This window comes from Streptomyces sp. CBMA156 (assembly GCF_014596515.1).
Lineage (GTDB): Bacteria > Actinomycetota > Actinomycetes > Streptomycetales > Streptomycetaceae > Kitasatospora.
Genome location: NZ_MSJQ01000072.1, coordinates 1 through 13,979 on the forward strand (window position 1 = coordinate 1; position 13,979 = coordinate 13,979).

Annotated in this window: 12 protein-coding genes; 7 read left to right on the plus strand and 5 right to left on the minus strand. The window is 73.4% G+C overall.

Annotation, left to right across the window (positions count from 1 at the left end; all coding sequences use genetic code 11):
* From BU198_RS05955 to BU198_RS05980, 6 genes are all read left to right on the plus strand, one after another.
* On the plus strand, positions 1–1,678 hold a 1,678-nt coding region (locus tag BU198_RS05955; RefSeq protein WP_188295789.1), incomplete at its 5' end, for a GMC oxidoreductase.
* Complete coding sequence (locus BU198_RS05960) at positions 1,675–2,517, plus strand: hypothetical protein (protein WP_188295790.1); 843 nt, start codon at positions 1,675–1,677, stop codon at positions 2,515–2,517. The genes BU198_RS05955 and BU198_RS05960, both read left to right, overlap by 4 nt.
* The gene (locus BU198_RS05965; RefSeq protein ID WP_188295791.1) at positions 2,514–3,185 is read left to right on the plus strand and encodes a DUF402 domain-containing protein; all 672 of its coding nucleotides are present in this window, start codon (positions 2,514–2,516) and stop codon (positions 3,183–3,185) included. Before BU198_RS05960 ends, BU198_RS05965 begins: the two co-directional genes overlap by 4 nt.
* 317 nt (positions 3,186–3,502) lie before the next feature.
* A complete protein-coding gene (locus BU198_RS05970; RefSeq protein WP_317619984.1) occupies positions 3,503–5,287 on the plus strand; it encodes a sulfatase in 1,785 nt (594 codons plus the stop codon).
* A gap of 433 nt (positions 5,288–5,720) precedes the next feature.
* Positions 5,721–6,893 carry a serine hydrolase domain-containing protein gene (locus BU198_RS05975; RefSeq protein ID WP_188295793.1) on the plus strand — a complete coding sequence of 391 codons (1,173 nt, stop codon included), beginning with the start codon at positions 5,721–5,723 and terminating at the stop codon, positions 6,891–6,893.
* Between the two features lie 94 nt (positions 6,894–6,987).
* Positions 6,988–8,151 carry a serine hydrolase domain-containing protein gene (locus tag BU198_RS05980; RefSeq protein WP_188295794.1) on the plus strand — a complete coding sequence of 388 codons (1,164 nt, stop codon included), beginning with the start codon at positions 6,988–6,990 and terminating at the stop codon, positions 8,149–8,151.
* Positions 8,152–8,605: 454 nt separating this feature from the next.
* Here the strand turns inward: BU198_RS05980 and BU198_RS05985 are convergent, their stop codons facing one another.
* The 5 genes from BU198_RS05985 to BU198_RS06005 all read right to left on the minus strand — a co-directional run bounded on the left by BU198_RS05985 (position 8,606) and on the right by BU198_RS06005 (position 13,101).
* On the minus strand, positions 8,606–9,592 hold the full coding sequence (locus BU198_RS05985) for a bile acid:sodium symporter family protein (RefSeq protein ID WP_188295798.1): 987 nt from the start codon (positions 9,590–9,592) through the stop codon (positions 8,606–8,608).
* 134 nt (positions 9,593–9,726) lie between these two features.
* Entirely contained in the window at positions 9,727–10,059 is a 333-nt protein-coding gene (locus BU198_RS05990; protein ID WP_317619985.1) for a hypothetical protein, read from the minus strand.
* The gene (locus BU198_RS05995; RefSeq protein WP_223243990.1) at positions 10,056–10,943 is read right to left on the minus strand and encodes an oxaloacetate decarboxylase; all 888 of its coding nucleotides are present in this window, start codon (positions 10,941–10,943) and stop codon (positions 10,056–10,058) included. Before BU198_RS05995 ends, BU198_RS05990 begins: the two co-directional genes overlap by 4 nt.
* Positions 10,944–11,438: 495 nt before the next feature.
* The gene (locus tag BU198_RS06000; RefSeq protein WP_188295795.1) at positions 11,439–12,317 is read right to left on the minus strand and encodes a class I SAM-dependent methyltransferase; all 879 of its coding nucleotides are present in this window, start codon (positions 12,315–12,317) and stop codon (positions 11,439–11,441) included.
* A gap of 181 nt (positions 12,318–12,498) precedes the next feature.
* A complete protein-coding gene (locus tag BU198_RS06005; protein WP_188295796.1) occupies positions 12,499–13,101 on the minus strand; it encodes a PadR family transcriptional regulator in 603 nt (200 codons plus the stop codon).
* A 212-nt stretch (positions 13,102–13,313) separates the two neighbouring features.
* Between BU198_RS06005 and BU198_RS06010 the strand changes: the two genes are divergently transcribed.
* Positions 13,314–13,841 carry a DinB family protein gene (locus tag BU198_RS06010; RefSeq protein WP_188295797.1) on the plus strand — a complete coding sequence of 176 codons (528 nt, stop codon included), beginning with the start codon at positions 13,314–13,316 and terminating at the stop codon, positions 13,839–13,841.
* Positions 13,842–13,979: the final 138 nt, after the last annotated feature.

The window sequence follows — 13,979 nt, forward strand, 5'->3', positions numbered from 1 at the left end:
GCCCACCGGCGCCGAGGCCGCCGCCGCCCACCGCGCGGCCGGCGGCGGACCGCCCACCTCGCCCTACCCGCACAGCCCCGAGGCGCCATCACCCGACGTCACCGACCTCACCGGCCACCCCGGGGGCGGCTTCACCGCCACCGGCCACCTGCGCCAGTACGGGCCGCTGCCCTACGCCAGCGGCTACCTGCGCGCCAACGGCGGCACCGGACTGCTCTGGACCGGGCTCGCCCCGCGCATGCACCCCGAGGACTTCCGCACCGGCGACCTCGGCCACGGCCGCAACTGGCCGATCGGCTACCACGACCTGGAACCCCACTACCGCGAGGCCGAACGCGAACTCGGCGTCGCCGCCGACGCCGAGGAGCAGCGCAGCGCCGTCGGACTGCCCATCCCGGACGGCTACGACTTCCCCATGCGGGCCCTCCCGGCCAGCTTCCTCGACCGGGAAGTGGCCCGCACCCTCGACGGCCGGACCGTCCGCGACCCCGCAGTGCCGGGCCCCGCCCGGCTCGCCGTCACCGCCACCCCGCACGCCCGCAACGGCGTGCCGACCCGCCCCGGCTCCGCCGACGGGCCGCTCTGCGCGGGCAGTTCGAGCTGCGTCCCGGCCTGCCCGAGCGGCGCCAAGTACACCCCGCTGCGCACCCAGGCCCGCTGGGCACCCGGGGTCGAACTGCGGACGGACGCCGTCGTCAGCCGGGTGCTGGCCGATCCGGAGACCGGTCGGGCCCGGGCGGTCGAGTACCTCGCGGGCGGCACCGCCCACCGGGTGGAGGCGGACCTCGTGGTGCTCGCCGCCCACGCGGTCGAGAACGCCCGGCTGCTGCTCCTCTCCGGCCTGGCCAACCGCAGCGACCAGGTCGGCCGCAACCTGATGGACCACCCGGCCCTGCTCACCTGGGGACTGATGCCCGGCCCGGTCGGCCCCTACCGCGGACCCGGGTCCACCAGCGGCCTGGAGGCCTTCCGCTTCGGGGCGGGCCGGGACCGCCGGGCGCCGTTCCGGATCGAGATCGGCAACTGGGGCTGGTCCTGGGCGGGCGGCGCGCCGGAGGCCGAGACGGCGGCACTGCTCGCCGCGGGCCTGCGCGGCAAGGAACTGCGCGAGCGGCTCGGCGACCGGCTGGGGCGTCAGTTCTCGTTCCAGTTCGAGCTGGAACAGCCCGCCGACCCGGCCAACCGGGTCACCCTCGACCGGGACCGGCGCGACCCGCTCGGCCTGCCGGGCCCGGCCGTCCGCTACGACCTCTCGGAGTACGTCCGCGAGGGCATGGCCTCGGCCCGGGCCGTCTCCGCCCAACTGTTCGCGCTGCTGGGTGCCGAGGACCACACCGCCTACCCGGCGGCCGGGTGGCCGGGGCGCCTCGAACACCGGGGCACCGTGCACGGCTACCGGGGCGCCGGCCATGCCGGTGGCACCCACGTCATGGGCGACTCGCCGGCCACCTCGGTGGTCGACCACTGGCAGCGCTGCTGGGACCACCCCAACCTGTACGCGGTCGGCTGCGGTTCGATGCCCTCCCTCGGCACCTCCAACCCCTCGCTCACCATGGCCGCCCTCGCGCTGCGCAGCACCGAGCGGATGCACCGGGACCTACTGGCGCTGCACCGTCCGGCGGCTTCCCGCGCCCCCGTCGCCCTCTCGTCCTCTTCCTCGCCCTCGGAGTCCTCATGACCGGCCTGCCGCTGCCGCCCGTCCCGGAGCCGTACCACCTGCCCTTCCACTACGGGGCGTTGCACAACATCGGCGTCGACTACCTGGTCGACCCCGCGCGGGCGCGCGAACTGCTCGCCAAGCGCCACCCCGGGCTGAGCGTCGCCGCCTTCGACGGGGGAGCCTGCGTCTCGCTCAACTACCAGCTCTACTTCGCCCAGTATCCGAACGGCGGCGGCATCACCCAGGAGCTGGAGATCAACCTGATCGCCCACCCGCTCTTCGCCGAGGACCGGATGCCGGTGGTCGACTACGGCCAGTTCGCCCGGGGTTACGACCAGACCAAGCTGCTCGGCATCGCCCGGCTGCACGTGCTCTGCGACAACCCGCTCGCCATCGACGCCGGGCGCCGGCTGTACGCCGAGCCCAAGCACCCGGGCTGGTTCGAGACCACGCTGCCCTCCCTCAACGCGCCCGCAGTGCGCGAACGCTGGTCCGTGTCCTGCCGCCGGGCCACCCTCGGGCCGGACGGGCTGCGCCGCCACGACGAGGAACTCCTCGCCCTGGACGTCAACCTGCTCGGCCTCACCCCCGAGTCCGTCAACAACACCCCGATCACCGGCTACGGCACCGACGACGAGGGCAAGCTGCTGGCCGGGCCGCTCAACGTGTACCAGCCGTACCGGTACTACGCCCTGGACGACAGCGCCTCCGATCGCGTCCGGCTCGACCTCGGCAACCCCGCCGAGGAGTCCGCGCGCGACCTCGCCCACCTGGTCGCCGACGCCCCGGCCGCCGGAGTCTGGACGTACCAGTCGCCGCCGGTCGCCGCCCACAACCGGGCCTACTACGTCCGGTGACGGCCCGGGTGTTCCCGCCGGGCGGCACCGCCGTCCGGCGGGACGTCGTGTACGGCCGGGTGTGGTCGGCCATGCCGTACACCGTGCTCACGGACGACGGCGCCACCCTGACCCTCACCGCCCGGCCGGGGACGGAGACGCTGGCTCCGGCCAGTTGGACCGCCGCCGCACGCGGGGGAGGCGACGCCGCCCGGCTGGACTGCATCCAGGACCTCGCCGCCGGCCGGTGGGAACTCGACCACTGGACCTGGCGCGACACCGTGGTGCTCAGCCGCTTCACCGCCGGCGTGCCGTTCAGCGTGCACCGCTTCCTGACGCCTGAGGGGCGTCCGCTGCACTGGTACGTCAACTTCGAGCGGCCGTACCGGCGGACGGCCATCGGCATCGACACCTTCGACCTCTTCCTGGACCTCGTGATCACCCCCGACCTGTCGGCGTACCGCTGGAAGGACGAGGACGAGTACGCCCAGGCCCGGCGTCTGGGCGTCGTCGACGAGGCCACCCACCGGCAGATGGACCGGGCCCGTGAGCTCGCCCTCGCCCAGCTCCGGGAGCGCACGGGTCCGTTCGCCCCCGACCCGGATGCCTGGACGGTGCCGCCCGAGGGTCCGCTGCCCACCCTTCCGGCCACCGCCCTCAGCACCCCGACGGCGGAGGCGGCACGCTGAAGGTGGCTGGGCAATGAGCGTGGCCGGGCGCTGAGGGCGGACGGGCGCAGGGGGCGGACGGGCGCAGGCCATTGACCGGGTCGGTGTCGAGGCACATCCGACCGGGCCTCCTCAAGGCGGGTGCCGAGTCTTCGGTGGCTGGTCATCCGAACTTTGCACAACTGCCATGTGGCAGTACTGCCACTTCGGGAATGGTGTGCGGCGTCGGCGGTCGCGCCCCCGGACGACTGTCCGCGGACCCGGGCGCACCGTCGCCTGCCACCGGCCATCGGCCGGCCGAACCGCCGAGAGGGCCCCCCGTGAAAGCCATCATGGTCATGTTCGACAGTCTGAACCGGCGTTTCCTGCCGCCGTATGGTGCGGACTGGGTTCATGCGCCGAACTTCTCGCGGTTGGCGGAGCGCAGTGCGACGTTCGAGAACTGCTATGCGGGGAGCATGCCGTGCATGCCGGCGCGGCGGGAGCTGCACACCGGGCGGTACAACTTCCTGCACCGCAGCTGGGGGCCGTTGGAGCCGTTCGACGACTCGGTGCCGCAGATGCTGGGGGAGGCGGGGGTGTACACCCACCTGACCACCGACCACCAGCACTACTGGCAGGACGGCGGCGCCACGTACCACGGCCGCTTCCGGACCTTCGAGTTCTTCCGCGGGCAGGAGGGCGACGCGTGGAAGGGCCAGGTCGCCGACCCGGAGATCCCGGAGAACCTCAAACTGCTGCGCACCGAACTCTTCCGGCAGGACTGGGTGAACCGCGCCCACCTGGCCGACGAGGCGGACCATCCGCAGACGCGGACGTTCGACGCGGGCCTGGAGTTCATCGCCGCAAACCGTGCTGAGGACGACTGGTTCCTCCAGATCGAGACGTTCGATCCGCATGAGCCGTTCTACAGTTACGCGCGGCACAAGGAGTTGTATCCGCACGCGTACGACGGTCCGCATTTCGACTGGCCCGACTACCGCAAGGTGCTGGAGTCGCCGGAGCAGGTCGAGCACGGGCGTCTGGAGTACGCGGCGCTGCTGTCGATGTGCGACGCCTCGCTGGGGCGGGTGCTGGACGCGATGGACGAGCACGGGCTGTGGGAGGACACGATGCTGATCGTGTGCACCGACCACGGGCTGCTGCTGGGCGAGCGCGGCTGGTGGGGCAAGAACGTCCAGCCCTGGTACGACGAGACCATCCACACGCCGCTGTTCGTCTGGGACCCGCGCGCCGGCGTCCGCGGCGAACGCCGCGACGCCCTCGTCCAGACGATCGACCTCGGCCCGACCCTGCTGGAGTACTTCGGCGTCGACCGCACCCCCGACATGCAGGGCCGGCCCCTGCACGACACCGTCGCCCACGACACCCCCGTCCGCGACGCCGGCCTGTTCGGAGCCTTCGGCGGCCACGTCAGCGTCACCGACGGACGCCACGTCTACATGCGCTCCTGCACCACACCGGACAACCGCCCCCTGTCCGAACACACCCTGATGCCCACCCACATGCGCGGCCGCTTCCGCCCCGAGGAACTGCGCACCGCCGAACTCGTCCCGCCGTTCACCTTCACCAAGGGTGTCCCCCTCCTCAAGGTGCCGGGCTTCACCTTCGCCGGCCCGTACGCCTTCGGCACCCTGCTGTTCGACCTGCACACCGACCCCGACCAGCAGAACCCCCTCACCGACGACGACCTCGAACTGCGCATGGCCCAACTCCTGACCGACCAGCTGCGATTGGCCGACGCTCCCGAGGAGCAGTACGTCCGCCTCGGCCTGCCGCACGAGGGGCCGGTGACCAGCGATCACCTGCTCGCCCGCCGCCAGCACCCCCAAGCCCTCGCCGCCCTCCAACCCCCCGCCCGCGCCGAGGAGTACCCGGACCGGCCGCTCGGGGTCAACACCCCGCTGACCGCGCTCCTGGCCGACCCCCGAGCCTCGGAGGTCCTGCGCCGCTACCTCGGCCCCCTGATCGACAGCCCGGCCGCCACCGTCATCGCGGGCCTCACTCCGGTGCAGTTCGCCTCCTTCGCGCTCGGCGCACTGCCCAGGCAGCGGCTGGACGCCCTGTCCGGCGAACTCGACGCCCTGAACGGGCCGGACGGCGCGGCGGATCCGGCGGGGTGAAGGAACCCGGCAGGGTGAAGGGACCCTGCCCCGGCGCGCGGCCGGAGTGGAGCGGCGGGGCCTGATCGCCGCCCGGGACAGGACTGCGGCCGTGCGCCGGGGCAGGCGGGAGGCCCGGCCAATCAGGGCCGGGCCTCGGCGAGAACGCCCGCCCGCCGACCGGACCACGAACCCCGACGCGCTGCGCCGATCGGCCTCGGCCGTTTCCTGCGGATCATCTGCCCGATGGTTGACGGGTGTCGTCGGCCGGTACCCAGCGGGCGCGGATGGAGAACCGTACGCCCCCGGGAGTACGGTCCTGTGCCCGGCCCCGGCCCGGAGCAGGTTCCCGGGTGCGGTCTCGTCCTGTGCGCGGACGGATTGACGGTCCGTCGGATGGTCTTCTTGGAGGGCGCCGAGAAGAGGTCCGGCGCCCTAACCAGGGGGTATTCCCGTGAACGACACCGCATCGCAGCGCCACCGTCCGAACCGTCTCGGCGGTCGTCGGCGCGGGACGGCGGCGACCGTGACCGCCGTGGCCGCCGCCGTGGTGGCCGGCATCCTGGCACCGGCCGCGGCCTCCGCCGCACCGCGGCCGGACGTCGTGCAGCAGCGCCTCGACGCCCTGGTCCAGAAGGACGGGGTACCCGCCGCCCTCGCCACCGTCAAGGGCCGCGACGGCCGTACCCGTACCTACACCGCCGGTGTCGGCGACGTGGCCACCAAGGCCAAGGTCCCGGTGGACGGGCAGGTGCGGATAGGCAGCAACACCAAGTCGTTCACCTCCGTCGTCGTCCTGCAACTGGTCGCCGAGGGCAAGGTCGACCTGGACGCGAGCGTGGACACCTACCTGCCCGGCCTGGTGCGCGGCGACGGCTTCGACGGCCGGAACATCACGGTCCGCCAGCTGCTCCAGCACACCAGCGGCCTGCCCGAGTACGTGAACCGCGAAGGCGTGCTCAACAACCCCAAGCAGTACCTGGAACCGCGCGAACTCCTCGACGTCGCGCTGGCCCAGAAGGCCCACTTCGCGCCCGGCACCCAGTGGGAGTACAACAACACCAACTACCTGCTGGCGGGAATGATCATCCAGAAGGTCACCGGCCGCCCGCTCGGCGAGGAGATCACCAAGCGCGTCATCGACCGGATCGGCCTGCGCCACACCTACTTCCCCGTCCCCGGGGACATGACGATCCACGAGGCCCACCCCAAGGGCTACCAGCCTGCCGCGGACGGGTCGCTGCGCGACTACACGGAGCTGGACCCGTCCTGGGGCTGGGCGGCCGGCGCGATGGTCTCGACCAACACCGATCTCACCCGGTTCTACGGGGCACTGCTCGGCGGCCGCCTGCTGCCCGCGGCCCAGCTCGCCCAGATGCGCACCACCGTCCCCGCCGACTCGATCGCCCCCGGGGTCCGCTACGGCCTCGGCCTGATGAGCCGCCCGCTCTCCTGCGGCGGGCTCGCCTGGGGGCACGGCGGTGCGATCCCGGGCTACGAGACCTTCGGCGGCACCACCGAGGACGGCCGCTCCGTGAATATCGCCGTGACCACGATCACGGGCGACGGCGGCGGCGAAGGCGGCAAGCACGCGGACCAGGCGGTGGACGAGGCGCTCTGCCGCTGACCGCCCCCGGGTGGCCTGCGTCGGCCTTCGACCCGGGCCACCCGGCCGCACCGCCTCGCACCCGCCCCTCGTCCTTCCCAGCAGTGGAGTCCCGATGAACGAACACACCCCGCAGCGCACGGCGCGCCGCATCCGCATGGTGCGGTACGCCACCACGGCCACGGCTGCCGCCGGGCTCGCGCTGACCGCCTTCGCCCCGACCGCGGCCTCCGCCGCACCGCGCCCGGACGTCGTGCAGCAGCGCCTCGACGCGCTGGTGAAGGAGGACGGGATGCCCGCCGCCCTCGCCACCGTCAAGGGGCGCGACGGCCGCAGCCGTACCTACACCGCCGGCGTCGGCGACCTGGCCACCGGGGCCAAGGTCCCGGTCGACGGTCAGATCCGGGCCGGCAGCAACACCAAGGCGTTCACCGCCGTCGTCGTCCTGCAGCTGGTCGCCGAGGGCAAGGTCGGGCTCGACACGGACGTCGACACCTACCTGCCGGGCCTCCTGCGCGGCGACGGCATCGACGGCCGGAACATCACCGTCCGCCAGCTGCTTCAGCACACCAGCGGTCTGCCCGACTACATGGACGTGCCCCCGCTGAACGACTTCACCCCCATCCAGTACCGCTACTTCGAGCCGCGCGAACTCCTCGACGGGGCACTGGCACAGAAGGCCCTGTTCGCCGCCGGGACCGACTGGGCGTACAGCAACACCAACTACCTGGTGGCAGGCCTGCTGATCCAGAAGGTCACCGGGCGCCCCTTCGGTGAGGAGGTCACCAAGCGCGTCATCGACCGGATCGGCCTGCGCCACACCTACGTCCCGGCCACCGGGGAGACCGCCCTCCGCGAGCCCCACCCGCACGGCTACCTGACCACCGGCCCGGGCGTGCCGCTGATCGACTACACCGCGATGGACTCGTCGATGGCCTGGTCGGCGGGGGCGGTCGTGTCCACCAACACCGACCTCAACACCTTCTACAGCGCTCTCCTGACGGGTCGGCTGCTGCCCGCCGACCAGCTCGCCCAGATGCGCACCACCGTCCCGGCCGAGCTCCTGGGCCCCGGCGTCCGTTACGGTCTGGGGATCCAGAGCAGGCCGCTGACCTGCGGCGGCCTCGTCTGGGGCCACGGCGGCACCTCCCCGGGCTACCGGACCCGGGGCGGCGTCACGGAGGACGGCCGTGCCGTCAACATCACCGTCACCACCGTCCCGGACGCGCCCACGGCCAAGCGCATGACGGACGCGATCGACGCGGCCCTCTGCCGCTGACTCCGGCCCGGACCCGGACCGTGGAGCCTGTCTCCTCGGTCCGGGTCCGGGTCCGGGTCGGGATGAGGGCGGAGGCGAGAGGGAGTGCGGCCTGGCCGGCGGTGCGAACCCGTCGCAGCGCGCCACCAGGCCGCACCTCTTCCGGGGGCTGTCAGTTGGCCCGGCACACGATCGCTCGCGAGGCCGCCGCGATCACTGACAGGCTCGCCTCGTCGGCCGCCCGGCGCAGCAGCACGTGGAACGACAACTGCCTCCTGCGGATGGTCGCCGCCCACCCCGCTTTCACACGGGAAGCGTTGGACGGGTCGGGCCGATCGGGTGGGCGACCGCCTGGCGGAGGGCCACCACCCGTTCGCGGCGGTGCTGGAGCCGGCCCGGAGGCCCGAGCTGTCGGCCGGACGTGCTCACCGACCCGGCCGACAGCCAGGCGCCTCGGCCGGGCTGCGCCGGGGGATCAGCCGGGCGCCGGCGGAGCGTCCGGTCCCGTGAGCGCGGCCGGTATCCGGCCGGCCGGGGCGGTCGCCGGTGCCCGCGACCAGCGGCCGGCCAGGACCGTGCCGACCACCAACTGGAGCTGGTGGTAGAGCATCAGCGGCAGCACCATCAGCCCCGCGCCCGTGCCGAACAGGACGGTGGCCATCGGCAGACCGCTGGCCAGGCTCTTCTGCGAACCGCAGAGCACCGCCGCGACGGTGGACGGCCCGTCGAGCCCCAGCAGCCGCGCGCCGAGCCCGGTGGCCGCCAGGGCGACGGCGAGCAGGGCGAGCAGCACCGCGAGCAGTCCGAGCAGGGCGAGGGGCGTGGCCAGGTGCCAGATGCCCTGGGACACCGCCGCGCTGAACGCCGTGTAGACGACCAGCAGGATCGAGCCGCGATCCACCGGAGTGAGCACCCGTTTGTGCCGGGACAGCAGGCCGCCGATCCACGGCCGCAGCAACTGCCCCAGCAGGAACGGCGCGAGCAGTTGGAGTCCGATCCGCAGCAGTCCGTCGGCGGACAGCGCGGTGTGCGATCCCAGCAGCGAGGCCGCCAGCAGGGGCGTCAGTACCAGCCCCGCCAGGCTGGAGTACGTGCCCGCGCAGATCGCCGCCGGGACGTTGCCCCCGGCGGCGCCGGTGAGCGCCACCGAGGACTGCACCGTCGAAGGCACCAGGCAGAGGAACAGCACCCCGGTCTGCAACGGCCCGGTGAGCGGGACGGGCGTGAGCAGCGCGGTGGCCAGCCCGATCAGCGGGAAGAGGCCGAAGGTGGCGGCCAGCACCAGCCCGTGCAGCCGCAGGTGCCGCAGCCCGGCCAGCGTCTCGCGGGTGGAGAGCCGGGCGCCGTAGAGGAAGAACAGCAGCGCCACCGCGAGATCGCAGGCCACCTCGGCGACCCGCGCCGAGGAGCCCGAGGCCGGGAACAGCGCGGCCAGCCCGACCGTCCCGGCCAGTGCCGCCATGTACGGGTCCAGCCAGCGCGGCAGCAGCCTGGGGGAGCGGGGGCCGGAGCGGGACCCGGAGCCGCGCTCCGGCTGCGCCCGTTCACCGCGCGCCCGGAGCCCTGGTGGCTGCTCCGGGCGCGCCGGACGGTCGGTCACGGGCCGCCTCCCGCCACCGGGCGGAGCGAGGGCCCGGACGAGGATCCCGGCCCCAGCAGTCCGCCCACCAGCGAGCCCGCGCCGTCATGGTCGCTGCCCGCCGAGCCGCTGCCGTTCTGGAGGTTGGCCGTCCGGTCGATCTCCAGCCACGAGTCGGCGTTCGAGTTGTCCACGACCGTGATCAGCCCACCGCCCGCCGCAGCGGGGGTCGCGGCCCCCGCGAGCAGGGCGCACGCCCCGGCCAGCCCCAAGACCGTGGCCCGCAGGGCGGCGGCCGGCGAGGGCGGGGCGGGCGAGGGCGGGGCGGGCCCGCGCAGCCCGGCGCTCACGCCGTCACCGCCATCAGCCCGCGGGAGCGCGAGATGTTGCGCTCCAGCAGCTCGGTCGACTCCCGCACGCCGACCTGCTCGCGCTCCCCGGCCGGGGCGGGCAGCCGGCCGTCGGCGTTCTTCAGCCCGGCCAGCGCGTCGTCCATCGCCCGGTGCGCCGCGAACAGGCAGGGCGTGCTGTAGATGGCCACGTCCACCCCGAGCCCCGACAGCTCCGAGAGCGACAGCCGGGGCGACTTGCCGCCCGCGATCTGGTTGAACAGCAGCGGCTTGTCGCCGACCACCTTGCGGATCCGGCGGATCCACTCCTCGCTGCGCACGCCGTCCACCAGCACCACGTCGGCGTCGGTGGCAGCGAGCGCCCGGGCCCGGCGCAGGATGTCGTCCTCCTCGGTGGCGTCGGTGCGGGCGACCACCACCAGGTCCGTCCGGTTGGCGAGGACGAGCTCCAGCTTCTCCAGGTACTCCTCCAGCGGCAGCACCATCTTGCCGTCCGCGTGCCCGCAGCGGCGCGGCCGCTTCTGGTCCTCCAGGATCACGCCCGACGCGCCGATCCGTTCGAGCCTGCGCACCACGTGGCAGGCCACCTCGGGATCGACGTAGCCGTCGTCGATGTCGACCAGCAGGTGGTGCCGGGGGAAGGCGCCGCGCAGCCGTTCGACGAAGGCCACCATGTCGGGCCAGGCGATGAAGCCGATGTCGGGCAGCCCGTAGTACGAGGCCGCGAAGCCGAAGCCGGAGACGAACATGCCGTTGTAGTGCTCGGCCGCGATGGAGGCCGAGTACATGTCGTAGACGCCGATCAACGGCGTCGTCCCGGGGCCCGCGATCTCCTCGCGCAGCCGCTGGCCGGGGGTGTTCGATGCCGTGATTCCGTGGAACAAGGTCTTCTCCTCACTGGGGATGACTTTGCCTGAACTTGGTGTTCGCCAGACCAAACTGAGGTGTCATCACTATGCGCCCTTTAACGTTCCGTGGGCAAATCTTTAAATGAGGTTCCCTCGTGTGAGTGAAGGTGTGTAGAAAATATTCTTAGCCGAGAAATTGGCCCCGCCTTGGACGGAATGACGCTCGACCGGAATCGGCGCCCCGGCGCGTTCGACCGTGCGGATCACCGGAGCGCTCTCGACGGCCGGGGCGCCCGGCGTCGCTGCGGGGCTGGGCCCCGAGACGGGGCGGCGGTGTTCGCGGCACGCCGACCGGGCGGGCGGGGGCGGCAGGCGGGGTGATGGCGGGGCGGCGTCGCGTCGTTCGACGGGCCGAACCGGGTGCTGCTCGCGGCGGCGGGGGTACCGGGTGCCGGCCGCGGTGATCGTGGGTGCGTGGGGGAGGGGGGTGGTGCCGGGGCCCGACCGGTGAGGGGTGGGCCCCGGTGGGGGTCACGCGCTCGGGACCGGGGGCACGGCGCGGCGCTCGCGCAGGGTCCGGAGCATTCTGCGGGTGGCCTTGGTCGCGACCGGGGGCAGCAGTTCCATGGCGAGCCGGCGCGAGGCGGAGCGCTGGACCGGGGCCTTGACCTGGTAGTTGAGGCGCAGCACCCGGGCGCCGGCGATGGTGTCGTCGTCGACGGTGTAGCCCTCGGCCTGCCAGTCGCGCTCCAGCAGGACCGCCCGGGCGGCCGCGGCGTCGCCCCAGGTGCCGTAGAACTTCATCGGGGTGAGCAGGACCGGCCGCAGCCCGCCGGTGAAGACCGCCTCCCAGACCGCGGCCGAGACCCCGGGGGTGTGCTCGGAGCGGTAGTCGTCCAGGGCGACCAGGCCGTTCCCGGCGAGCGCGGCGCGGGCCACGGCGATGTCCCCGGCGACGTGTTCGTAGAGGTGCGAGGCGTCCACGTGGACGAATCGGCAGCTGCCCGCGGGGATGCGGCCGTCGGCCAGCGCGGAGGTCGGCGCCTGCACTATCTCGGGCAGCGCGCCGTGGAAGGCGAGGTAGTTGGCCTCGAAGGCGCTGCGGGTCAGGGTCTTGCGGTAGGACATGGCCATCTCGGCGGCGTTGTCGGCGTCGCCCGCGTCGGAGTCGAACAGGTCGCAGACCGTCAGGCGCTCGCCGGGCCGGAGCTGGTCGCCGAGCAGGACGGCGCTGCGGCCCAGGTAGCTGCCGAGCTCCAGGATGTCGCCGGTGAGGCCGGCCTCGCTCTGGGCGGACAGCAGGTGGACGAAGGCGGCCCGGTCGAGGCTGAAGAACCAGCCGGGAATGTCGTCCCGCTTCAGGGGCGCGGGGTGGACGGCGGTCTCGGCCGCGGTCTCGGCAGTGGGCACGGCGGCCTCCAGGGGGATGGCGGAGCGCGGTGGCGGATCACGCCGCGGAGGGACGCCGAGGACGTGAGGCCGATCATCATAGCGATGCGGGGGCCCGCTGGAACCAGATGTGGAACAGCCCGAATCCGCTTCTTCGCTCTGCCGTTCGGCAGGGGTGCGTCCCTTCGTTTTCGCTACCGGTTCACCTGGTCGGCCTGGCGTTCCGAGGCCCCGGGTTCCCTCCGTGTGCGGGGGATTCCGCGGGCTCCGCCCCGCCCGGCCGTTCCAGTTCCGCGACGGTGCCGGTCAGCCAGGCCCGCTCGGCCGCCGTGGAGGCCCTGGCGACGAGCAGCATTCCGCGCCGGAAGGGGTTCGGCTCGCGTTCGGCGGTCACCGGCAGGCCGGCTCCGTCGTGGAAGAAGCTGCTCGGTGCGTCGAGGAAGGCCAGCCGGCGGCGCAGGACGGCGGCCTGCCGGGACGGGTCGGCGAGGTGGTGCAGGAAGGCGGTGACGGTGAAGAAGCGGATCTGGTCGGTGATCTCCGACTGCTCGGGGTCGGCCAGCCGGCGCAGCAGTTCGGCCCGTCCCGCCGGCGTCGGCTCCAACGTCTGCCGCGGTGCGGCGCCGCTGCCCGGTTCGGTGTGGCGGTGCAGCATCCCGGCCTTCTCCAGCCGGGCGATGGCGGGGTACAGCGCGCCGTCGCTCACCGGTCGGACGTGGCCGGTCAGCGCGGTGATCCGGGACTTGAGTTCGTAGCCGTGCATCGGCCGGTCGTACAGGAAGCCGAGGATCGCGAGCGTCAACACGGCTGGAGCCCTTCGGTCGGAGTGCGCCCTGCGGGGCGCTCATGCTACCTCTTGTCGATGTGCATCGAAACGATGCATCTCGCTTCGGCGCCGGGCAGGCCGGCCAGCGGGAGGGCCGTGAACTCGCCGCCTCGGCGGGGCTGTTCGGGCCGCCGGGACCTCCGAGGTGCGGCCTGGTCGGAGGCGGTGGGAGGTGTGCCAGAGTGGAGGCCATGGCCATCACTCCGGACGGGCGGCCGATCCCGCCCCCGCACGCCGCCGAACGCGCCATGCTGGAAACCTGGTTGGACTTCCAGCGGGCGACGCTCGCGGGCAAGGTCGCCGGGCTCGACGACCGGCAGGTGCGGCTGGCGGCCGTCCCGCCGTCGACGATGACCCTGCTGGGCCTGGTCCAGCACCTCGCCGAGGTCGAACGCAACTGGCACCAGCGGGTGTTCGCCGGCCGGGAGGTCCCGCCGGTGTACGGCCAGGACAACGCGGACGGCTACGGACTGGACCCGGCGCGCGGAATGGCCGGGGCGCTGGCGGACTGGAACGCGGAGGTCGACCGGGGGCGGGAACTGATCGCGGAGGAGCCGCTGGAGGCGGCCGGCCCGCTCTCCCCGCAGGCCGCGGCGGTGCTCGGCGCGGACAGCGTCTCGCTGCGCTGGATCCTGGTGCACCTGATCGAGGAGTACGCCCGCCACAACGGCCACGCCGACCTGCTCAGGGAGTGCATCGACGGCGTCACCGGCGTGTGACGGCCCGGGCGCCGGGCGCGGCCGGGTGACGCGCGCCGGCCCGGTCGCGTGACGGGTGGGGCGCCGGGTCACGGATGCGCGACGGGCTCCGGCCGGGCCGCCGGAACCGCCGTCCGGCCGGGCAGCCGTACGGCGAGC

Coding starts and splice junctions, on each gene's coding strand:
- BU198_RS05960 (WP_188295790.1), top strand. CDS start 1,675: ATGACCGGCCTGCCGCTGCCGCCCGTCCCGGAGCCGTACCACCTGCCC.
- BU198_RS05970 (WP_317619984.1), top strand. CDS start 3,503: ATGTTCGACAGTCTGAACCGGCGTTTCCTGCCGCCGTATGGTGCGGAC.
- BU198_RS05980 (WP_188295794.1), top strand. CDS start 6,988: ATGAACGAACACACCCCGCAGCGCACGGCGCGCCGCATCCGCATGGTG.
- BU198_RS05985 (WP_188295798.1), bottom strand. CDS start 9,592: ATGGCGGCACTGGCCGGGACGGTCGGGCTGGCCGCGCTGTTCCCGGCC.
- BU198_RS06010 (WP_188295797.1), top strand. CDS start 13,314: ATGGCCATCACTCCGGACGGGCGGCCGATCCCGCCCCCGCACGCCGCC.